We start from the raw sequence: 20,626 nt of genomic DNA, 5'->3' as shown, positions 1-20,626 counted from the left end.
TTCCTGGGGAGTTAGGCCTTCTTGTCTTCACCGATCAACAGCCGGGTGTCGGACAGGAACGCATAAGGCGGCACCTCGAGGTTGTCGGGCGCGGGCTTGTTCTTGAAGACGCGGCCGGCCATGTCGAAGGTCGAGCCGTGGCAGGGGCACAGGAAGCCGCCGTGCCAGTTGTCCGGCAGCGAAGGCTGCGGGCCGGACTGGAACTTGTCGCTGGGCGAGCAGCCGAGGTGGCTGCAGATGCCGACGACGACCAGGTACTCCGGCTTGAGCGAGCGCCATTCGTTCTTGGCGTACTCCGGGATCGGGAAGGCCTTGCGGTCCGACTGCGGGTCGGCCAGCTCCGGATCGTTGCCTTTGAGCGCGTCGAGCTGCTCCTTGGTCCGGCGCACGATCCAGACCGGCTTGCCGCGCCATTCGACGGTCAGCTTCTGACCGGGGGCGAGACCGCCGATGTCCACCTCGACGGCGGCTCCGGCCGCCTTGGCGCGCTCGCTCGGAGCGAAGGTACTGACGAACGGGACGGCGGTGGCCACGCCGCCTACTGCTCCCGCGCAACCGGTTGCAATCAGCCAGGTGCGCTTGCCTTGGTCCACTTGTGGGTCACTCATGAGGGTCCTTACAGGGAACTTCTGATCAGGGGCAACCAAAGATTCTAGGTAAGAAAGTTCCGGTCCGCCCCTAGGCGCTCTACCGATGTGCATCGGTGCACCACGTTGACATTTGTCGTGGTGCAAACGCCGTTAGGATGCTTGCCCGGAGGCGGAGGACTACCCCGGGAAAGCGATTGGTAGTGGACGCCTTCGCACACGCGAAGCACAAGGAGCAAGCGATGGGTTTTTTGACCGAATTCCGTGAGTTCGCCGTCAAGGGCAACGTGATGGACCTCGCCGTGGGCGTGATCATCGGCGCCGCCTTCGGCAAGATCGTCGACTCGGTGGTCAAGGACCTGATCATGCCGATCGTCGGCAAGGCGGTCGGGGGCCTGGACTTCAGCAGCTACTTCGTCATGCTGTCGGACCCGCCGGCCAACTACGCCGGCCCGATGACCTACGAAGCCCTGACGAAGGCCGGCGTGCCGCTCTTCGCGTACGGCAACTTCCTGACGGTGCTGCTGAACTTCATCATCCTGGCCTTCATCATCTTCATCATGGTGAAGCAGGTGAACCGCCTGAAGCGCGACACCCCCGCCGCCCCGGCGGAGCCGGCCGCGACGCCGGAAGACATCCAGCTGCTGCGCGAGATCCGCGACGCGCTGAGGCGTGACAAAGCGTAAATCTGCGCTCAAAGCTCACCTTTTGCGCACAAGCCGGGTGAGTCCCACCCGGACGAGGGATGGCCATCGCCGATACTTGGCGTGTGGTGCGGTCACCACAATGTGCCTGATGCCCTGATGAACCGTCTGAACCCCCACGTCGACGCGGCGCTCCAGCGCGTGCGCCTCGCGGCGGAACAAGCCGCCGAGCGCGGCGCTGAAGGTCTGGGTCTCGCCGCCCTGTCCTCTGGACAGGCCAAGCGGCGGGACGCGCTGCTGTCCGCCCAATTCATTTTCCGCAAGCACCAGGCGCTGTTCTCGCAGCGCTTCGACCAGTCCATGCGCCAGCAGGCGGCCGAGGCGCCCAGCGCCGGCACCGCCTCGCCGGGCAATGCACGTGCCGCGCCCAAGGCGACGCAGTGGGACGAGCTCTCCCTGATGGACGACGACCAGGTCAACACGCTGGTCGCGACGGACCGCATCGGCCTGGCGCTGGGTCATCAGAGCGAGTGGGAGCTGCGCGAAGTCAATTCCTACATGGGCGACATCCCGGGCGTGGACGAGGACCGTCATCCGCTGCGCCCGCAGGCCATCGCCCAGGCACTGATCGAGGCCGTGAACGCCGTGACGGACGATCCGGACACGCGCCAGGTCTTGACCGACGAGCTCACCCGCGCGCTGGCGCTGGAGATGCGCGCCTGCTACGCCGACGTCGCCGGACTCTTCCGCAGCCGCGGTCTTCGCCCGCAGGATCTGCGCGTGCGCGCTGTTGCTGGCGCCACGCGGGGTCAGTCCTTGCACGGCGGCACGACCTCGGGCGTGCCGTTGCATGACAGTCGCTACGCCACCCTGCCCGGTGCCTTGCACCCGGCTGTCCACGGCAGCCGCGCCGGCGGCCTGAACAGCATGGCCGGCGGATTCCACGGCGGCAGCGGTGCCGACGGTTACGCGACCACCGGCGGCGGCCAATCCGGCGGCGGCATGGGCTGGTCGGTCGATCCGCCGCTGATGGACCTCATGCGCCGCCTGGCGATGAGCCCGGCGATGGGCATGCCCGCGACCGGCAGCGGCCAGTTGCCGGTGAACAGCCAGTGGCAGGGCTGGGACGGCGATCCCGCCGGCTATGTCGACGGCGGCCCGATCGTGCTGCCGCCCAACCTGATCCACCTGCATCGCGAGGAATTGCGGCAGGCGGCCAGCGGCTCGCTCGACCACATGGTGATCGACGTGGTCGCCGGCCTGTTCGATCAGATCCTGTCCGACGCCAAGCTGCCGCCGCTCATGGCGCAGCAGATTGCCCGGCTGCAACTGCCGGTGCTGCGCGCGGCGCTGGGCGACCGCTCCTTCTTCTCCTCGCGCCGGCATCCGGTGCGACGCCTGGTCAACCGCATCGCGACGCTGGCCGCAGCCTACGACGACTTCACCGAAGATCCCGGCAAGTCCTACCTGACGCTGGTGCGCGACCTGATCCAGGACGTCGTCAGCGGCGACTTCGACCGGATGGAGCTGTACGAGTCCAAGCTGGGCCAGCTCGAACAGTTCATCCAGGACCAGACCGCCCAGACGCTGAAGTCGCAGGGCGACTCCGCCGCGCTGCTGGAGCGCAAGGAAACCGAACTCCGCTTGCAGCGCCGCTACATGCAGCAGCTGCAGCAGGCGATGTCCAGCGTGGACATGCGCGATTTCCTGCGCGACTTCCTTACCCAGACCTGGAGCGAAGTCCTGGTGCACGCCTCGCGTCACCCGGATCTGGACGCGGCGCTGGTGGAGCGGCTGCGCAACATGGGCCGTGACCTGGTGCTGTCGGTCCAGCCCAAGACGACGCCTCAGCAGCGCCAAGGCTTCCTGGCCTCGCTGCCGGTGCTCATGCGCACGCTCAACGAAGGCCTGGACCTGGTCCGCTGGCCGGAGCCCGACCGCAAGAAGTTCTTCGCCGAGCTGTTACCCGCTCACGCGGAGTCGTTGAAGGGTCAGGCCCTCAGCCCGCTCGAATACAACCTGCTGGCCAAGCAGCTGGAGTCCGTCTTCGGCATGGCGCCGCCGCGCGAGCAGGACCTGCCCGCGGCCGGCAACGTGCCGCTGGACCTGGACCTGAGCGAGAAGCTGTCCGACGAAGAAGCCAGACGGGTCGGCTTCATCGAGGACGCGCATGTCGACTGGGACGGTCATGTCGACATCGATCTCGACCTCGGCGCCGACGAACATCAGCCGCTGCAGGCGGTCGACATCAGCATCGACGGCCTGCCCGCCGCCGAGGAAGCACCCTCGCCCCCGACCGGCGAGTTGCTGATCGACCACCTCCAGATCGGCACCGCCTACCGGATGCACCGGGACGGCGACTGGATCAAGGTGCGGCTGGCCCACATCAGCGGCACGCGCAGCTTCTTCATCTTCACCCACGGGACGAAGCATCAGGAGACGCTGACGATGACCTCGCGCATGCTGCACAAGCTGTGCGAAGGCGGCCGGCTGCGGGCGTTCGAACACGCCCATCTGCTGGAACGCGCCACCGCCCGCGCGCGGCAGCAGCTGGCCGCGCTCGGCGCGAAGCACTGAGCCGCTCGACGCGGCACCCGGCGCCGGAACGCGTTGCGCTTCCGGCGTCGGTGTCCCCACTTACAGCTTGCGCGGCTCGCGGAAATCGACCGGCAGGTCGTCGGCGGTCTTCATGCGCATCAGCACGACGTATTCGCCCTCGACCGGCTTGCCGTTCACTTCCTGCGGCTTGAAGCGCCATTGCTCCATCGAGGCGCGCCCGTAACGACGCAGCGACTCGGGCATGCCCGCCGGCATCTCGACGTTGGTCTGCACGCAGGTGCCGTCGGTGCCGACCCGGCAGATCATCTTGAGCTCACCTTCCCAGCCGGCATTCGACGCGGCGTCCTTGGGATAGGCGGCGTAGGCGATCTTCGTGGGGATGGGCACGATCCTCATGGAGCTGATGGCGACCGTCGACTTCACCTTGTCGACGTTGAGATAGAGCTCGACACCGGTGCGGAAGGTCGCTCCCTTGCCATCTTCCTGGCGCGCCGGGATCTTCGCCTTCTGCAACCGGGCGATCATCTGCTGCCAGAAGGCCGGCGTCTGCGACGCTTCGTCGATCGGCGTGACCTCCTTGGCCTGCCCGTTCTCGTCGAACAGCACGTCGAAACTGACATTCAGCGGCTGGTGGACTTCCTGCGCCGAAGCGCCACCCACCACGCCGAACTGCAGCGCACCCGCCAGCGCCAGCAACGCCAGGCGGCCCGGCCGCGTCTTCCGTCCTGCTTCCATCTCGAACTCCCCGAATTGATGTGATGCCCACGATTATGGGCAACGCCCCGACGGGAATCCACCGTGCGAACTCCCCATGAGGGGGGATGCACGAGGGCGCTTCAGCCCGACATCGTCCGCGCCATCCGGATCGCCGCCGACAGGCTCGACGGGTCCGCGCGGCCAGTCCCCGCGATGTCGAACGCGGTGCCGTGGTCGGGACTCGTGCGCACCAGCGGCAGGCCCAGCGTCACGTTCACGCCCTCCTCCACGCCGAGGTACTTCACCGGGATCAGCCCCTGGTCATGCGTCATCGCGACGACCACGTCGAACTCGCCCGGATGTTTCGGCGGCGCATGGCGCGCCCGCATGAACACCGTGTCCGGCGCGAAAGGCCCGCTGGCATCGATGCCGAGCGAGCGGGCCTGCGCGATCGCAGGCGCGATGTGCTCGATCTCCTCGCTGCCGAACAGGCCGCCTTCGCCCGCGTGCGGATTCAGGCCCGCCACCGCGATGCGCGGTGCGGCGATCCCCGCGCGACGCAGGGCGGCATCGGCGATCCGGATCGTCTGCAGCACGCGCCCGGTGGTGATCTGGTCGACCGCCTGCCGCAGCGCCACGTGGATGGTCACCAGCACGACGCGAAGTTCGTCGTTGGCCAGCATCATCCGCACGGGCGGCAGCCGGCCGTCCGCGTCGGCGCACAGGGCTTGAAGCAACTCGGTGTGACCCGGATGGTCGACACCGGCGGCATGCAGCGCTTCCTTGTGGATGGGCGCCGTCACCAGCGCACGGGAGCGCCCGGCCAATTGCTCCTGCGTCGCGGCGACGATGCAGCGTGCGGCCGCCGTCCCTGAGGCCGCGCTCACCTGACCGATCGGCTGCGCGAGCAGATCCTGCGGCAAGTCCGGCGGCTGCCACACCGGCAGGCAGTCGGGCGGGGCCGGATCGTCAGCGCGGGCCAGCACCGCCACCGGCAGTCGCACACCCATGACGTCCAGCGCGCGCCGGAAGACGCCGACGTCGCCGACGAGGCGCAGATCCGACCCGCAGTCGCTCGCCCAGGCGGCGACGGCGATCTCCGGGCCGATCCCGCAGGCGTCGCCCATCGTCAGCAGCAGCGGGCGGGAGCTTTCGACGTCGTTCTTCATGCGGGGTTCGGAATGTCGATGAATCGGTATTGCAGGCCGAGCTGCTCGGCCACCTGCCGTCCCAGCGCCTGCACGCCGTAGCGTTCGGTCGCGTGGTGGCCGGCGGCGATGAACGCCACGCCGGTCTCGGCCGCGTAGTGCGCCTGCGGCTCGGAGATCTCGCCGGTGATGAACACGTCCGCGCCGGCGGCGATGGCGGCCTCGAAGTAGCCTTGCGCGCCGCCGGTGCACCAGGCGACGCGCTTGAGCGGGCGGCCGTCGCCGGCGGCCTGGATCGTCGCGCGACCCAGGCGCTGCTCAACATGAGTGCCCAGCGCCTCCAGCGATTCGAACGCCGCCGGCAATGCGCCGATGCAGCCCAGGTCCTGTTCGCCGAAGCGGCCTTCCGCCGCCCAGCCCAGATGCTTCGCGAGCTGCGCGTTGTTGCCGAGTTCCGGATGCGCGTCCAGCGGCAGGTGATAGGCGAACAGGTTGATCTCGTTCGTCAGCAGCCGCGACAGGCGCTGCTTCATCCAGCCGGTGACGCGGCCGTCCTGGCCGCGCCAGAACAGCCCGTGATGGACCAGGATGGCGTCGGCCCCCGACTCAACGGCGGCGTCGATCAGCGCCAGACTCGCGGTGACCCCGCACACCAGTTGCCGGATCTGGTCGCGGCCCTCGACCTGAAGACCGTTCGGCCCATAATCCTTGAAGCGCGTGGGCTCCAGCGTGGCGGCGAGCAGCCGCTCCAGCTCCGTGCGATGTGCCATGACAGGATCTCTCTTGCGTCAAACCTGGCTGATTTTCTCCCAGGCCACCACGGTGGCGCTGGCCGGCTACTTCGTCGTGGCCACGCTCAAGCCCGAATGGCTGCACGAGGCTCCCAAGGTCGTGCCCACGCTGCCCGCCGCGGCCGGGGCCCCGCCGCGAGCGTCGGTGCAGTTCAGCTTCGCGGCGGCGGCCCAGGCGGCGTCGCCGGCGGTGGTCGCGGTGCTGGCCAACAAGCCCGCGCCCAGTCAGCGCGAGATCGACGCCGACCCCTGGCTGCGCTTCCACTTCGGCAAGCGGCCCCAGCAGCAGCGGCCGCAGACCGGGCTGGGGTCGGGCGTGATCGTCTCGCCCGAAGGCTACGTGCTGACCAACAACCATGTCGTCGCGGGTGCGACCGAGATCCGCGTGCAGCTGGCCGACGGCCGCGACACGCCGGCGCGCCTGGTCGGCACCGATCCCGAGACCGACCTGGCCGTCCTGCGCATCACCTTGCCGCCGCCGCTGCCGGTGATCCATCCGGGCAAGGCCGGCGAGCTGCAGGTCGGCGACGTCGTGCTGGCGATCGGCAATCCGTTCAACGTCGGCCAGACGGTGACCTCCGGCATCATCAGCGCGCTGGGTCGCACCCAGCTCGGCCTGAGCACCTTCGAGAACTTCATCCAGACCGATGCCGCCATCAACCCCGGCAACTCCGGCGGCGCGCTGGTCGACGTGCAGGGACGGCTGGTCGGCATCAACACGGCGATCTACTCGCGCACCGGCGGCGGCAGCCTGGGCATCGGCTTCGCGATTCCGGTGGACTCCGCGTACCAGGTGCTGGAAGCGCTGGTGAAGGACGGCAAGGTCTCGCGCGGCTGGCTGGGCGTGATCACCGGCGACGTCAACGCCGAGGTCGTCGACACGCTGAAGCTGTCCGTCGATCACGGCGTGCTGGTCAAGGAAGTCTTCAAGGCGAGCCCGGCCGCCAAGGCCGGGCTGGAGGCCGGCGACGTCGTCGTCGAGGTGGCGGGGCAGCCGGTGCGATCGCCGCGCGAGCTGGTCAACGTCGTCGCGGCGCTGAAGCCCGACAGCCAGACCCTGATCGCCGTACAGCGCGGCAAGGACACGCTGAAGCTGCCGCTGCAGGTCGGCTTGCGGCAGCCGCAGACCACCGACGATGCCGTGCCGGAATGAGCCATGGATGACGACCAACTGCTGCGCTACTCGCGCCACATCCTGCTGGACGACATCGGCGTCGAGGGCCAGCAGCGCCTGCTGGATGCGCACGCGCTGGTGATCGGCGCGGGCGGGCTGGGGTCGCCGGCGGCGCTGTTCCTGGGCACGGCCGGCGTCGGCCGCATCACGCTGGTGGACCACGACCGCGTCGACGTGACGAATCTGCAGCGCCAGATCGCCCACAGCCTGGCGCGCGTGGACCAGCCCAAGGCCGAATCGGCGGCCGCCGGCATCGCGGCGATCAATCCGGAACCGCGCGTCCGTGCCGTCACCGTGCGCGCCGATGCGGCCCTTCTCGACGAACTCGTGCCGCAGGCCGACGTCGTGCTGGACTGCACCGACAACTTCCCGACGCGCCACCTCGTCAACGCCGCCTGCGTGAAGCACGGCAAGCCGCTGGTCTCGGGCGCCGCGCTGGGCTTCGACGCGCAACTGAGCGTCTACGACAGCCGCGACCGCGCCTTCCCCTGCTACGCGTGCCTGTTCCCGGAAGACCAGCCGCCCGAGGAGCAGCGCTGCGCGGTGATGGGCGTGTTCGCGCCCCTGGTCGGGATCATCGGCAGCATGCAGGCCGCGGAGGCCCTGAAGCTGCTGACGGGCATGGGCTCGACCTTGCCCGGTCGGCTACTGATGCTCGACGCGCGGCGCATGGAATGGACCGACCTCAAGGTGGCCCGCGATCCGCGCTGCCCGTGCTGCGGCACGACCTGACCCCGCGCAACAAACCGACGCCTGCGGCCGTGTCCGGCGCTGGCGAACGAACAGAAATTAAGTGGCAACGCCCGTAAGCTTTCGGGCCATCGAATCATGATCAGAAGCGACAAACTCACCGCCCGCAACTTCCCCTCGGCGCAGGAGGAAGCCCAGCAGCAGGCCGCCTTCGACGCGGCCTTCGACGCCAATCCGCCCGCGGCCTACCAGCTCGCGTTCACCGACACGGACTTCCTGGTGCGGCCCGAACTGCGCCCGGTGCGCATGCAGCTTGAGCTGCTGAAACCCGAGCTGATCCAGCAGGAGCTGAACATCCAGTCGACGGTGGTGATCTTCGGCAGCGCGCGCATCGCGGACCGCGAAGCGGCGCAAGCGGCCGTCGACGCGGCCCGCGCCGCCAAGGACGAGGCGGCGGTGCAGCGCGCCGAGCGCCGCCTGGTGATGAGCGGCTACTACGAGGAGGCGCGCAAGTTCGCCCGTCTGGTCACCGAGACGACCAAGGACTTCGCGCATCCGCTGTACGTCGTCACCGGCGGCGGTCCCGGCATCATGGAGGCGGGCAATCGTGGCGCGCATGAGGCCGGCGGCCGCAGCATCGGCCTGAACATCGTGCTGCCGCACGAGCAGCGCCCCAACCAGTACATCACGCCGGAGCTCTGCTTCCGCTTCCACTACTTCGGGCTGCGCAAGATGCACTTCCTGATGCGGTCGGTGGCGCTGGCGGCTTTCCCCGGCGGCTACGGGACGCTGGACGAACTCTTCGAGACGCTGACGCTGATCCAGACCGGCAAATGCCGCCGGCGTCCGATCCTTCTTTTCGGACGCGACTTCTGGTCGCGCCTGATCGATTTCGAGCTGCTGATCGACACCGGCATGATCAGCCCGGGCGACGAGCAGCTTTTCCACTACGTCGAGACCGCCGACGAGGCCTGGGCCTTGCTGATGAAGGAATACGACATCGGCGGCGCCACCAACGGATCGAACGGCGCGAACGGTTCGAACGGCAACAACAGCCATCCCGGGACCGCCGCGGTCCCGGCCGACGGCACCTGATCCGGCCCTCCGGGGCCTTCCAGCAAGCAAGAGAGGTTGGACCATGACCGCAGCACGACACGTGAGCCTGATCGGCGCTCCCACCGACGTGGGGGCCGGCGCCCGGGGCGCCAGCATGGGACCGGAGGCCCTGCGGGTCGCCGGACTGGCGGAGGCGCTGCGGGCGCACGGCGTCGAGGTCAAGGACTGCGGCAACCTCGTGGGTCCCTCCAATCCCTGGTTGCCGCCGACCGAAGGCTACCGCCACCTCGACGAGGTGACGGCCTGGAACCAGGCCGTGCATGACGCGGTCTATGCGGAACTCAACAGCGGGCGCATGTCCGTGCTGCTCGGCGGCGACCACTGCCTGGGACTGGGATCGATCGCCGCAGTGGCCCACCACTGCCGCGACACCGGCAAGAAGCTGCGCGTGCTGTGGCTGGATGCGCATGCCGACTTCAACACCAGCAAGCTCACGCCCAGCGGCAACATCCACGGCATGCCGGTCGCCTGCCTGTGCGGCTACGGTCCGCAGGAACTGATCGAGATCGGCGGCAAGGTGCCGGCGATCGATCCGAAGTGGATCCGCCAGATCGGCATCCGCAGCGTCGACGAAGGCGAGAAGCGCTTCGTCCACGAGGTCGGACTCGAAGTGTTCGACATGCGCTACATCGACGAGATGGGCATGCGTCACACGATGGAGCTGGCGCTGGCCACCATGGACGCCAACACCCACCTGCATGTGAGCTTCGACGTGGACTTCCTCGATCCGGACGTCGCGCCTGGCGTCGGCACCACGATTCCCGGCGGTCCCACCTACCGCGAAGCGCAGCTGTGCATGGAGATGATCGCGGACACGGGCCGGCTGGGCTCGCTGGACATCATGGAACTCAACCCGGCGCTCGACGTCCGCAACAAGACGGCGCTGGTGGCGGTGGATCTGGTGGAGTCGCTGTTCGGCAAGTCCACGCTGATGCGCAAGTGACGCGCGGATGACGGGGAGCTGCGTCGAGTGAGACTTCCGTCACACCCGAGTCCTTGGATCACTTTCCGACAGCGATGGTTGCGATACCAAGCAGAATGAGGAGGACTCCTCCCCAGTTCGGGGGAACTCTCTAGGTCGATGCCCACGATCCGTGAAGTGGCTCACGGAGCGAAACTGACAAAATCGTGTCCAATTGATACCCAGGGACGGCACAGAGGCCCGACATCGGAGCGCATCGCGCCGAGGTCACAGCAGCCCGCCGACACCTGCGATGCTTGAAAAGAACTCCACCATGTTGTCTCGTCAGTTGTCATCAGTTCTCTCGCGAACCGTGGCCATCGCCGTGGCCATCGTGGGTTCCATCGACCCCAGCCACGCAGCCACACCGTCGACCGGTTCAAGCACCTTCCAGGTCGGCGCCACCATCCTGGTCGCCTGCAACGTCACCGGCAGCACGCTGACCTTCGGCGGCTCCATCGATCCGCTGCAGACACCCGGACCGGTGGATGCGTCGACCGCGCTCAACGTCACCTGCACGAAGACCACGCCCTACAGCGTCGCGCTGAGCGCTGGCGCCAACGCGGGCAATGCCTCGGCCTTCGGATCGCGCGTGATGAAGAGCGGCAACAACAGCCTGCCGTACCAGCTCTACCTCGACGCCGGCCGCACCCAGGTCTGGGGCGACGGCAACGGCAGCGGCGTGTATGGGGGCACCGGCACCGGCAGCCAGCAGCAGTTGACCGTCTACGGCCGCCTGCCGTCGCTGAACGGCATCGTGCCCGGCAACTACTCCGACACGGTCACGCTGACCATCACCTACTGAGCCGCGGCTTCGCGCCGCGCTCCCCTTCGAAGCCGGGCACGTCCCGGCTTTTTCACGCCTGTCCTGCTCGGGATCGGCTCGGTGACGGCTCAGTCCCGGCGCAGTCCCGTTCCGCCTTGACTCAGTCCCGGCTGAGTTCGGCAAGCCTGACCAGCGTGTGCAGCACCCGATTGGCTGGCGTGGGCACGCCCAGCGCCTCGCCGCGACGCACGAGGATACCGTTGAGGTGGTCGATCTCCGTGCGCTTGCCGCGGCTCATGTCCTGCGCGGTCGACGAGAACTGGCCCGGCATCGTTTCGGCGATCTTGCGCACCGCCTCACGGACGTCTCCGACCAGGGTGACGCCGTCCGCCGAGGCGACCGCGAGACCCTCGTCGACCAGCTGGTCCATGACCGTCCAGACGCCCTCCCCCTTCACCAGCTCGCCGTAGGGCTGCTGCGACAGCGCGGACAGCGCGTTGTAGGCGCAATTGATCAGCAGCTTGGACCAGAGCGCGCCCCGCACGTTGTCCGACACCTCGGTGGGCACGCCCGCCGTGATCAACGCTTGAGCGAGGCGCTGCGCGCCTGCCGCCGGCTCGATGACCAGCTCGCCGCGTCCGTGGTGCTTCACGTGTCCGGGGCCGGCCATTTCCGTCGCGACGTAGACCACCGCAGCCGAAACCGGTTGCGGCACCGTCTCGCGCAGCCGCTCGGCGTTGTCGACGCCGTTCTGCATCGACAGCAGCAGCGTCTCCGCGCCGATGTACGGCGCCAGGTCCTGGGCGGCCGACACCGTGTCGGTCGACTTCACGCAGAACAGCACCACCTGTGCACCGCGCGCGGCGGAAGGCTCGGTGTCCGCGCGCAGGCGGACCTGTTCGTCGAACATCCGCGTCTCCATGCGCAGGCCGCGGTCGCGGATCGCTTCCACGTGGCTGGGACGGCCGATCAGCGTGACGTCGTGGCCGGCGCGGGCCAGCATGCCGCCGAAGAAGCAGCCCACCGCGCCGGCGCCCATCACGGCCACCTGAAGCGGCGTCTGCGGGGCGGAGGTGTCATCGATGCGGGTCATGGCGTCATCCTTGCAAGGAGGGGTTCGGGAAGCGGTGCGCCGACGATCCAGCCTTCCAGCGGGTCCATGCCGGCGGGCAAGCCGTAGTCCGGACGTGCATCGGCCCAGGCCGCCTGCATCAGGCACAGCACGGCGTCGAGCTTGTCGCCGCTGCCGTCGTCGGCCAGCTCGTCCCGCTGCGCGTGACTGAGCTTCAGGCGCAGGCCCAGACGGCTTCGTCCCTGTTCGAGCGCCTCGATCAGGTCCTTGCGGGCGATCAGGCGATCCGGCGTCTGCTTGGCGCGATCGTCGCTCTTGTAGCTCCGTGTGCCGATCAACTCGCGGGCCAGCAGGCCGGGATAGGCCTCCAGCGCCACCCGCGTGGCGTCTCCGTCATGGAGCCCCGGCAGATGCACACCCGCCGCCACCAGACGCGGCACGCCGGCATGCAGCATGTAGGCGACGGGCGGATTGACCCATTTCATGCTCGGCGACGAGCCGGCGGGCCCGTCGCAGGCGCGATGCGCGAATTTGCCGCCGACCGGGCGCGCGTCGCAGAACGCGGCGAAGGTGTCCCGGATCTCGGCACGGGAGAGGCTCGCATAGTGCGCGATCAACGGCGCCCACTCGGACGGCCAGGCCAGGGTCTCGACCAGCTCGCGCGGCAGCCCGAACGGCAGGTCGAAGCCGCCCAGCCACGGTCCCGGCTCCGCGAGCCACGACCCGAAATCGTCCAGAGACCCGATCGCCACCTGCCGCTCCAGCTTCAGGACGCTCCCTTGCCGACGCCCGAACGCCAACCGGATCGGCTTGCGGGTCGTCGGCGCGCTGGTGAAGTCGACGCCCACCAGCGCCCGGTCCACCTGGGGCGCCACCGGGACCGCCACGGCGTCCGTGGCCGCTCCCGATGCCCGGCGCGACGGCGGTTCGACGGGGCGACCGGACGGGCGTGGCGCTTTCGAGACTTTTGACATGCCTGCGACTGTATCCATCGTCCACTGGGGCGTGCCGCCATTGACGTGCGCTATGCGGCGGCGAATGCTGCGGCATCGAGGTCGACGACATTCACGGAGGAGAGTCCGCCTTGTTCCAACGCGAGCTGGCGCGAGCCCTGCATCTGAGCCGCCGCGGCGCGTACCGCGACGCGACCGATGCCTTGGAGCTGTCCCTGGTGGCGGCCGACACGGCGCGGGACCGCGCGCGGGCGCTGATCCTCATCGCCCACAACCTGCCGCGGCAAGGCGATCTGCAGGGCGCGCTGCGACGCGCGAGCGAAGCCGCTGCGCTGGTCCGGCTGATCGACGGCCCCGACCAGGACCTCTGGACCGCCGAGGCGCTCACCGAGCTCTGCTACGTCTACGCGCAGTTCCAGATGGGCCGGGACGCCATGCAGGCCGGCTGGCAGGCGCTGGCGGCCGCGCGGCGCGCCGAGGATGCCGCGCGCGAAGCCTGGGCGTTGAACCGGCTGGCGGTCGCCTTCGCGGTCTCCGATCAGGTCGAACAGGCCTGCCAGCACACCCTGCAGGCGCTGGAGATCGTCCAGCAGCAGGCTTCGGGCGAGCGCGAGCTGCTGCTTTCGTGCCTGAACAACCTTGCCCACTTCTGGCTGCAGGCGCATGCGGAGGCGATCCGGGACGAGGACCGGACCGCGGCCGCCGAGGCGCTCGCGCAAGCCGAGCCCTACGCGGTGCGGGCGGCCACGCTGGTGCGGGAGGAAGGCAATCCCTTCCTGGTCGTCGTGTCGCTGTCCAACCTGGTCGAGTTGCAGCTCGGCACCGGCGCGATCGACGAGGCGCTCCAGATCGCCGATGAATACGAGCGCCTGGCGCAACGGCACGGCTACGCGGGCATGGTGTTGCAGGCGCGCGCGCAGCGGGCGCTGCTGCAGCTCAAGCGCGACGACGCCGCGGGCGCCCAGGACGCGCTGCCGGCGCTCGAAACGCTCCAGGACCTGGTGGGCCAGCAGTCGCCGCAATCGCTGCCCGCGCGGCTGCGGCGGCAGCTCACGCTGGCGATCTATCGCGGCTACAAGCTCCGCGGCGACGCGGTACGCGCCCTGTCCGCCCACGAGCAGTTGACCGCGCTGGAGCGCCAGTCGGCGCGCAACGCGATGGCCTTGCAGACCGAGGCGATGCTGATCCGTCAGGAGTTCCAGCAGGCGCAGGCGCGCGCCGAGCACGCGATGCAGGACCTGCGGCGCGAGCGCGAACGCGCGGACCTCGCCGAACAGGAACAGCAGCGGCTGCGCCGTCAGGCCGCGGAACTCGGCCGCATGGCGCATGAGGACGCGCTGACGGGCCTCAACAATCGCCGGCACGCCGAATTCGCGCTGCCGCTGCTGCTCGAAAGAGCCAGGCAGGAGGACAAGCCGATCTCGCTGGGGCTGCTCGACATCGACCACTTCAAGCACGTCAACGACGCCTTCGGACACGGCGTCGGCGACCAGGCGCTGCAGAAGGTCGCGCAGGTGCTGCGGCGTCAGCTGCGCAGCGCGGACCTGCTGGCGCGCGTCGGCGGCGAGGAATTCATGCTGGTGTTCGTGGGGGTGCCGCCGGAGCGGGCCCAGGACATCTGCGAACGCCTGCGCGCCGCGATCGCCAGCCACGGCTGGGGAGAACTCGTGGAGGGGTTGCAGGTCACCGTCTCCATCGGCCTGGCCGCGGGCGAACCGCCCGCCAAGCCGGCGCTGCTGGTCGAAACCGCCGACCAGGCGCTCTACGCGGCCAAGCACGCGGGCCGCAACCGCGTGCAGTTCATGAGCTGCTGAGCCGGTTCAGCCCGGCGCCCGCACCGGCCCGGCTCGGGCCAGCCCAGTTCAACTCGGCAGGGTTCAGCTCAACTTGAAGACGGCCACCGACTGGGCCAGCGCGTCGGCCTGATGCTGCAGGCTCTGCGCGGCGGCGGCGGACTCCTCGACGAGCGCCGCGTTCTGCTGCGTCATCTGGTCCAGCTGCGAGATCGCCGAGCCGATCTGGTTGATGCCGCCGCTCTGCTCGGCGGTTGCATGGCTGATCTCCGCCACGATGCGCGACACGCGCGAGATCGAGTCGGAGATCTCGTTGATCGTCTGGCCGGCGCGTTCCACGAGCGCGGCGCCGCTGGAGACGCTTTCTCCGCTGGCGGTGATCAGCTGCTTGATCTCCTTGGCGGCCTCGGCGCTGCGCTGCGCCAGCGAGCGCACCTCGCTCGCCACGACGGCGAAACCGCGGCCCTGCTCGCCCGCCCGTGCCGCTTCCACCGCCGCGTTCAACGCCAGGATGTTGGTCTGGAACGCAATCCCGTCAATGGTGCCGATGATGTCGCCGATGCGCGCCGACGAGGTGCTGATCTTCCCCATCGTCTGCACGACCTCGCCCACCACGCTGACGCCGCGCACGGCGACTTCGGCGGCCTGCTCGGCCAGCGACTTCGCCTCGCCGGCGGACGCCGCGTTGTGCTGCACGCTGGACGTGAGCTGCCCCATCGCCGACGCGGTAGCCTGCAGGTTGGACGCGGCCTGTTCGGTGCGCTGGCTCAGGTCGTGCGCACCGGCGGCGACCTCGCGCGACGCCGTGGCGATGCTGTCGGTGGCGTTGCGCACGCCGCTGACGACCTCGCGGATCGACGCCTGCATGCCCTGCACGCCGCGCGCCATCGCAGCGGTCTCATCCGAGCCCTCGGCCTCGACCGGCTGGCTCAGGTCCTTGCGCGCGATGCGTTCGGTCGTGCTCACGGCCTGCGCCAGCGGCGCCAGGATGGAGCGGATGTTCAGCACCGTCAGCAGCGCGATCAGCGCCACGCCGACGGCCATCACCACGCCGAGCACGCCGCGCACGCTCAGTTCGCGCGTGCCGAGCCGTTGCACCTCGTCCTGGCCGTGCTGCAGGATCGCCGTCGTCATCTCGCCGACGCCGCTGTCCATCGCCTGCACGGGCGCCTTGATCGCGTCGGTCGAACGGTTCGCCTCGGCCGCGTCGACGAAGTCGGCGTTCAGGATGCGCTTGGCGATGTCGTCCACGCCGGCCTTGTAGGCTTCCAGCGACTGCTTGAGCTTGGGCGGCAGGCTGCGGATCTCCGGGCTGGTCTCCAGCGCCGACAGCGTGTCGAGCGAGCGGATCACGCCGGCGTAGGTCTTCTGCCAGTCGGCCTGGGCCTGCTTGACGGTGCCGTCGTCGCCGATGTTGATGAGCATGTCCTTCTCGAAGCGGCGCAGGTTGCCGATGCCCGCACGGACTTCGGAGAGCTGCGTCAATGCGCTCACGTCCTGCGCGACGTACTGCTGGAAGTCGGACCGGGAGCTGCCCATGGCCCAGAGGCCGGCGCCGCCGATGAGCAGGAGGGCAAGGACGGACAGGAGACCCAGACCCAGCAGGCGGGTCCGGATCGTGTAGTGGCGCAGCGACTGCATGTTTTCCCAACGAGATGGATCGATGGGGAAAGCCTAGCAGTCACCGTGCCAGCGCCTGAGGACTGTGCACTCTATACGCCGTCAACCGTGGAGTCCTCCCGAACGGATGTCACGAACGGCACTTCAACCGAGCTTGAACACCGCCACCGACTGCGACAGCGCATCGGCCTGATGCTGCAGGCTCTGCGCCGCGGCGGCGGATTCTTCGACGAGCGCCGCGTTCTGCTGCGTCATCTGGTCCAGCTGCGAGATCGCCGATCCGATCTGGTTGATGCCGCCGCTCTGCTCGGTGGTGGCGTGGCTGATCTCGGCCACGATGCGCGAGACGCGGGTGATCGAATCGGAGATCTCGTTCATCGTCTGTCCGGCGCGCTCGACGAGGGCGGCGCCGCTGGAGACGCTTTCGCCGCTGGCGGTGATCAGCTGCTTGATCTCCTTGGCGGCCTCCGCGCTGCGTTGGGCGAGCGTGCGGACTTCTCCGGCGACGACGGCGAAGCCGCGGCCCTGCTCGCCGGCGCGGGCGGCCTCGACGGCCGCGTTCAACGCGAGGATGTTGGTCTGGAAGGCGATCCCGTCGATGGTGCCGATGATGTCGCCAATGCGCGCGGAGGACGCGCTGATCTTCCCCATGGTCTGAACGACTTCCCCGACCACGTTGACGCCGCGCCCGGCGGCTCCCGCCGCCTCTTCCGCCAGCGCGTTGGCCTGCCGCGCCGAATCCGCGTTGTGCTGCACGCTCGCGGTGAGCTGCTCCATCGCGGACGCCGTCTCTTCGAGGTTGGACGCGGCCTGCTCCGTGCGATAGCTCAGGTCGTGCGCCCCGGCCGCGACCTCGCGCGAGGCCGTCGCGATGCTGTCGGTGGCGCTGCGCACGCCGCTCACCACCTCGCGGATCGAGGTCTGCATCCCCTGCACGCCGCGCATCATCGCGGCGGTCTCGTCGGTGCCGAGCACGTCGACGCGTTCGCTCAGATCCTGGCGCGCGATGCGCTCGGTCGTGCTGACCGCCTGCGCCAGCGGCGTCAGGATCGAGCCGATGTTGAAGAAGGTGAAGAGCCCGATCACCACCACGCCCAGCAGCATCACGCCGCCCAGCGCCGTCCGGGTCCGGATCTCCTGGGCGTCGATGCGCTGCACCTCCTGGTTGCCGCGTTCCATGATCGCCTTCGTCATGTCGCCGAGCTGCTTGTCCATCTCCCGGACCGGGCCCTTGATCGGCTCCGTCTGCCGGTTGGCCTCGGCGGAATCGACGAACTCCTGCTTGAGGATGCGCGCCACGATGCCGTCGAGCCCGCTGCGGTAGCTGCCCAGCGAGGCCTTCATCGCCGGCGGCATGGACTTGATCTCCGGCAGGATGTCGAGCTGCCCGATCGCGTCCAGACTCCGGTTGACGCCCTCGAAGGCCTTGCGCCATTCGTCCTGGTAGCGCCTCACGGCGGCGTCGTCGCCGATGTTGATCAGCATGTCCTTCTCATAGCGCCGCAGGTTACCCACGCCGGCGCGGATCTCGGAGAGCTGCACCAGCGATTCGACGTCCTGCTTCACGTAGTGCTCGAAGTCCTGCTTGGTGCGGGCCATCGCCCACAGGCCGTCGCCGCCTATCAGCAGCAGCGCGAACACCGACAACAGGCCGAGCGCCATGAGGCGCGTCCGGATCGTGAAGTTACGCATGGACCACATGGCATTCCCAACTGTGTAGAAGGAGTGGGAAAAGCCTAGCAGCCGGCATGCCTGCGGGACATCCTGCGGAAACGGGGGTGGGCCGGGGAAGTGGGGAGCCGGAAAAGCGGTGATGGGCAGGGTCGTGACGAGCGCGACTCAGCGCCAGAGCGCGTTCATGGTGTCGACGAAGCGCTCGCGCCGGCCGGGATCGTCGATGGCGCGCCGCTGTCCGGCGACGTAGACCTCGCGCCAGGTCGGCCCCTGGCTGGCGAAGACCAGACCATCGAGCAGCGCGGCGTCCGGCAGCCCGGCCAGGCCGCTGGACGTCGTGTCCAGCACCAGGAAGTCCGCGCGCGCGCCGATCCGCAGGCCCCAGACGTCCAGGCCTGCCGCCCGCGAGCTGCCCGCGACGCAGGCGTCGAACAGGCGCGCCGCCGTCGACGGCTGCCGGCCCGGCCGCGCCGCGACGTTGCGCCGCTGCTGGCCCAGGCGCTGGCCGTATTCCAGCCAACGCAGCTCCTCGACCCAGCCACGCGTGACCTGGCTGTCCGAGCCCACCGTCAGCGGCACGTCCGCGTCCAGCCAACCGGGCAGGTCGGCCAGCCCGTCACCGAGGTTGCCCTCGGTGCCCGGGCAGATCACAACGCCCGCACCGCTCGCGGCGATGCGCGCGATCTCGTCCCGCGTGCTGTGCGTGGCGTGCACCAGGTGCCAGCGCGGATCCAGCCCGTAGTCGGCCAGCAGGTCGATCGGCCGCTTCCCGGTGGCCGCGAGGCAGTCGTCGACTTCCTGCTGCTGCTCGGCGACATGCACGTGGATGGGGATGTCCGCGTCGCCGACGAGCGCCTGCAGCGCCCGCACGTCCTCGGCGTGCGCCGCACGCAACGAGTGCACCGCGACGCCGGCGCGCACCAGCGGCAGGCCCGCCGCGTTGATGCGTTCGCAGGCGCGCCAGACCCAGCCGGCATCGGTGCGGAAGCGCCGCTGCGTGTCCCGCAGGCCCTTCTGCGCGAAACCCGCATGCGCGTACAGCACCGGCAGCAGCGTGAGGCCGATGCCGGTTTCCTGCGCCGCCTCGGCCAGGGCCATCGCCATCGCGAGCTCGTCCCCGTAGGGCGAGCCGTCCTCGCGGTGATGCAGGTAGTGGAATTCGCAGACCTGTGTATAGCCGCCGGCCAGCAGCTCCGTGTAGAGCTGCGCGGCGATGGCCTTCAACTGCGCCGGGGTCACGCGCAACGCGACGCCGTACATGCGGTCGCGCCAGGACCAGAAGTCGTCGCTGTCGCTGTCGCGCTGCTCGGACAGTCCGGCGAAAGCGCGTTGGAAGGCGTGGCTGTGCGCGTCGACGAGCGTCGGCAGCACGGGGCCGTCCAGACGGACGGCGTCCGCCGGCGGCGCTTCTCCGGCGACGAATTCCGTCCAGTGTCCATCGGCCCCGACGCGCATCAGCACGTCCGACTGCCAGCGGCCGTCGAGCCACGCCAGACGCGCATGGAAGGTCGTCGGACTCATGGCGCGTTCCGGGTCGGATTGGCCAGCAGATAAGCCTGCAGCAGCGTCGTCAGCACCGGTCGGACGCTCTCCACGCAGGCCGCGTCCAGCTCGTAGCCGGTGAAGCCCATGTCGTTCTCGACCATGTAGCAGCGGTAGCACATCTCGAGTTGCACGGCCTGCTGGCCGAGCTCCGGCCGCCCGTACTGACGCGTGATGTAGCCGCCCTTGAAGCGCCCGTCGACGACCCAGCTGAAGCGGTCCTGCGCCTGCAGCGCGATCTCCATCGCCTGGCGCGTGACCTGCTTGCAGGCCTTGCCCTCGACGGTGCCGATGTTCAGATCGGGCAGTTGGCCCTCGAAGAGCCAGGGCAGTTCCGAACGGATGCTGTGCGCCTCGAACAGCAGCGCGAAGCCGTGTTCCTGGCGCAGCCGCTGCAGTTCGCCCTGCAACGCCTGGTGGTACGGCGCCCAGTAGGTCTCGATGCGGCGTTGCTTCTCCTCCGCATCGGGCGCGAGGCCCTCCCGGTACAGCGGCTCGCCGGTGAAGAAGCGCGTGGGGCACAGCTCGGTGTTGGACGCGCCGGGATACATCGGCGTGTCCTCGGGCGGTCGGTTCAGGTCGATCAGGTAGCGCGAGAAGCGCGGCACCAGCAGTCCCGCGCCGAGCTGCTCGGCGATGGGCGCGTACAACGGCTCCAGGTGCCAGTCCGTGTCCTCGCTGCCGAGCGCGCGCTCGACGTAGCGGTGGTGCTGGTCGGCGGGGATCTCGCGGCCCAGGTGCGGCATGCTGATCAGCAGCGGGGTGCGGCCGCGCCGCAGTTCAAAGACGTCGTGCTTCATCGCTCGTTCCTCTTGTCTCCAGGAGGTCGCGGCAGGCCCT

18 protein-coding genes are annotated in these 20,626 nt (G+C 69.1%); 8 read left to right on the top strand and 10 right to left on the bottom strand.

The window, feature by feature from the left end:
- Nucleotides 1-11: 11 nt before the first annotated feature.
- Complete coding sequence (gene petA / locus ACQZ13_RS07770; RefSeq protein WP_297529861.1) at nucleotides 12-608, bottom strand: ubiquinol-cytochrome c reductase iron-sulfur subunit; 597 nt, start codon at nucleotides 606-608, stop codon at nucleotides 12-14.
- A 221-nt stretch (nucleotides 609-829) separates the two neighbouring features.
- On the opposite strand from petA, the gene mscL reads away from it, so the two are divergent.
- Together mscL and ACQZ13_RS07760 are read left to right on the top strand one after the other, a co-directional pair.
- On the top strand, nucleotides 830-1,273 hold the full coding sequence (gene mscL / locus ACQZ13_RS07765) for a large conductance mechanosensitive channel protein MscL (protein ID WP_067276605.1): 444 nt from the start codon (nucleotides 830-832) through the stop codon (nucleotides 1,271-1,273).
- Nucleotides 1,274-1,390: 117 nt separating this feature from the next.
- A complete protein-coding gene (locus ACQZ13_RS07760; protein ID WP_431050776.1) occupies nucleotides 1,391-3,808 on the top strand; it encodes a DUF1631 family protein in 2,418 nt (805 codons plus the stop codon).
- 60 nt (nucleotides 3,809-3,868) lie between these two features.
- Here ACQZ13_RS07760 and ACQZ13_RS07755 read toward each other — a convergent pair whose 3' ends face one another.
- The 3 genes from ACQZ13_RS07755 to ACQZ13_RS07745 all read right to left on the bottom strand — a co-directional run bounded on the left by ACQZ13_RS07755 (nucleotide 3,869) and on the right by ACQZ13_RS07745 (nucleotide 6,404).
- Nucleotides 3,869-4,525 (bottom strand): energy transducer TonB, encoded by a 657-nt coding sequence (locus ACQZ13_RS07755; protein ID WP_431050774.1) that lies wholly within the window; start codon nucleotides 4,523-4,525, stop codon nucleotides 3,869-3,871.
- A gap of 101 nt (nucleotides 4,526-4,626) precedes the next feature.
- Nucleotides 4,627-5,655: a 4-hydroxythreonine-4-phosphate dehydrogenase PdxA gene (pdxA, locus tag ACQZ13_RS07750; RefSeq protein WP_431050772.1), complete on the bottom strand. Its 1,029-nt coding sequence runs from the start codon at nucleotides 5,653-5,655 to the stop codon at nucleotides 4,627-4,629.
- Complete coding sequence (locus ACQZ13_RS07745) at nucleotides 5,652-6,404, bottom strand: Nif3-like dinuclear metal center hexameric protein (protein WP_431050770.1); 753 nt, start codon at nucleotides 6,402-6,404, stop codon at nucleotides 5,652-5,654. Before ACQZ13_RS07745 ends, pdxA begins: the two co-directional genes overlap by 4 nt.
- A gap of 13 nt (nucleotides 6,405-6,417) precedes the next feature.
- Here ACQZ13_RS07745 and ACQZ13_RS07740 point away from each other — a divergent pair, with 13 nt between their 5' ends.
- The 5 genes from ACQZ13_RS07740 to ACQZ13_RS07720 all read left to right on the top strand — a co-directional run bounded on the left by ACQZ13_RS07740 (nucleotide 6,418) and on the right by ACQZ13_RS07720 (nucleotide 11,171).
- A complete protein-coding gene (locus ACQZ13_RS07740; protein ID WP_431050768.1) occupies nucleotides 6,418-7,578 on the top strand; it encodes a S1C family serine protease in 1,161 nt (386 codons plus the stop codon).
- Nucleotides 7,579-7,581: 3 nt separating this feature from the next.
- On the top strand, nucleotides 7,582-8,331 hold the full coding sequence (locus tag ACQZ13_RS07735) for a HesA/MoeB/ThiF family protein (RefSeq protein WP_431050766.1): 750 nt from the start codon (nucleotides 7,582-7,584) through the stop codon (nucleotides 8,329-8,331).
- Between the two features lie 96 nt (nucleotides 8,332-8,427).
- The gene (locus tag ACQZ13_RS07730; protein ID WP_431050764.1) at nucleotides 8,428-9,384 is read left to right on the top strand and encodes an LOG family protein; all 957 of its coding nucleotides are present in this window, start codon (nucleotides 8,428-8,430) and stop codon (nucleotides 9,382-9,384) included.
- Between the two features lie 43 nt (nucleotides 9,385-9,427).
- Entirely contained in the window at nucleotides 9,428-10,348 is a 921-nt protein-coding gene (rocF, locus tag ACQZ13_RS07725; protein WP_431050762.1) for an arginase, read from the top strand.
- A gap of 331 nt (nucleotides 10,349-10,679) precedes the next feature.
- Nucleotides 10,680-11,171 (top strand): Csu type fimbrial protein, encoded by a 492-nt coding sequence (locus ACQZ13_RS07720; RefSeq protein ID WP_431050760.1) that lies wholly within the window; start codon nucleotides 10,680-10,682, stop codon nucleotides 11,169-11,171.
- A gap of 121 nt (nucleotides 11,172-11,292) precedes the next feature.
- On the opposite strand, the gene ACQZ13_RS07715 is transcribed toward ACQZ13_RS07720, so the two are convergent.
- Both ACQZ13_RS07715 and ACQZ13_RS07710 read right to left on the bottom strand, forming a co-directional pair.
- Nucleotides 11,293-12,225, bottom strand: a complete 933-nt coding sequence (locus ACQZ13_RS07715; protein WP_431050758.1) for a ketopantoate reductase family protein — start codon at nucleotides 12,223-12,225, stop codon at nucleotides 11,293-11,295.
- Nucleotides 12,222-13,178 carry a DUF429 domain-containing protein gene (locus tag ACQZ13_RS07710; protein ID WP_431050756.1) on the bottom strand — a complete coding sequence of 319 codons (957 nt, stop codon included), beginning with the start codon at nucleotides 13,176-13,178 and terminating at the stop codon, nucleotides 12,222-12,224. The genes ACQZ13_RS07715 and ACQZ13_RS07710 overlap by 4 nt, the downstream gene beginning before the upstream one ends.
- Nucleotides 13,179-13,288: 110 nt before the next feature.
- Between ACQZ13_RS07710 and ACQZ13_RS07705 the strand changes: the two genes are divergently transcribed.
- Nucleotides 13,289-14,971, top strand: coding sequence for a diguanylate cyclase (locus ACQZ13_RS07705; protein ID WP_431050754.1), 1,683 nt, complete (start codon nucleotides 13,289-13,291; stop codon nucleotides 14,969-14,971).
- Between the two features lie 63 nt (nucleotides 14,972-15,034).
- Here the strand turns inward: ACQZ13_RS07705 and ACQZ13_RS07700 are convergent, their stop codons facing one another.
- The 4 genes from ACQZ13_RS07700 to hutG all read right to left on the bottom strand — a co-directional run bounded on the left by ACQZ13_RS07700 (nucleotide 15,035) and on the right by hutG (nucleotide 20,586).
- Nucleotides 15,035-16,591 (bottom strand): methyl-accepting chemotaxis protein, encoded by a 1,557-nt coding sequence (locus ACQZ13_RS07700; protein ID WP_431050752.1) that lies wholly within the window; start codon nucleotides 16,589-16,591, stop codon nucleotides 15,035-15,037.
- A 123-nt stretch (nucleotides 16,592-16,714) separates the two neighbouring features.
- Nucleotides 16,715-18,271 (bottom strand): methyl-accepting chemotaxis protein, encoded by a 1,557-nt coding sequence (locus ACQZ13_RS07695; RefSeq protein ID WP_088403218.1) that lies wholly within the window; start codon nucleotides 18,269-18,271, stop codon nucleotides 16,715-16,717.
- A gap of 138 nt (nucleotides 18,272-18,409) precedes the next feature.
- Nucleotides 18,410-19,765 (bottom strand): formimidoylglutamate deiminase, encoded by a 1,356-nt coding sequence (hutF, locus tag ACQZ13_RS07690; RefSeq protein WP_431050749.1) that lies wholly within the window; start codon nucleotides 19,763-19,765, stop codon nucleotides 18,410-18,412.
- Nucleotides 19,762-20,586: an N-formylglutamate deformylase gene (gene hutG / locus ACQZ13_RS07685; RefSeq protein ID WP_431050747.1), complete on the bottom strand. Its 825-nt coding sequence runs from the start codon at nucleotides 20,584-20,586 to the stop codon at nucleotides 19,762-19,764. The genes hutF and hutG overlap by 4 nt, the downstream gene beginning before the upstream one ends.
- Nucleotides 20,587-20,626 lie beyond the last annotated feature (40 nt).

The sequence above is a fragment of the Roseateles sp. L2-2 genome, assembly GCF_050613215.1.
In the GTDB taxonomy this organism is placed as follows: domain Bacteria; phylum Pseudomonadota; class Gammaproteobacteria; order Burkholderiales; family Burkholderiaceae_C; genus Roseateles; species Roseateles noduli.
Note: the sequence above shows the minus strand (reverse complement) of the source record. Positions and strands in the feature narration are given on the sequence as shown.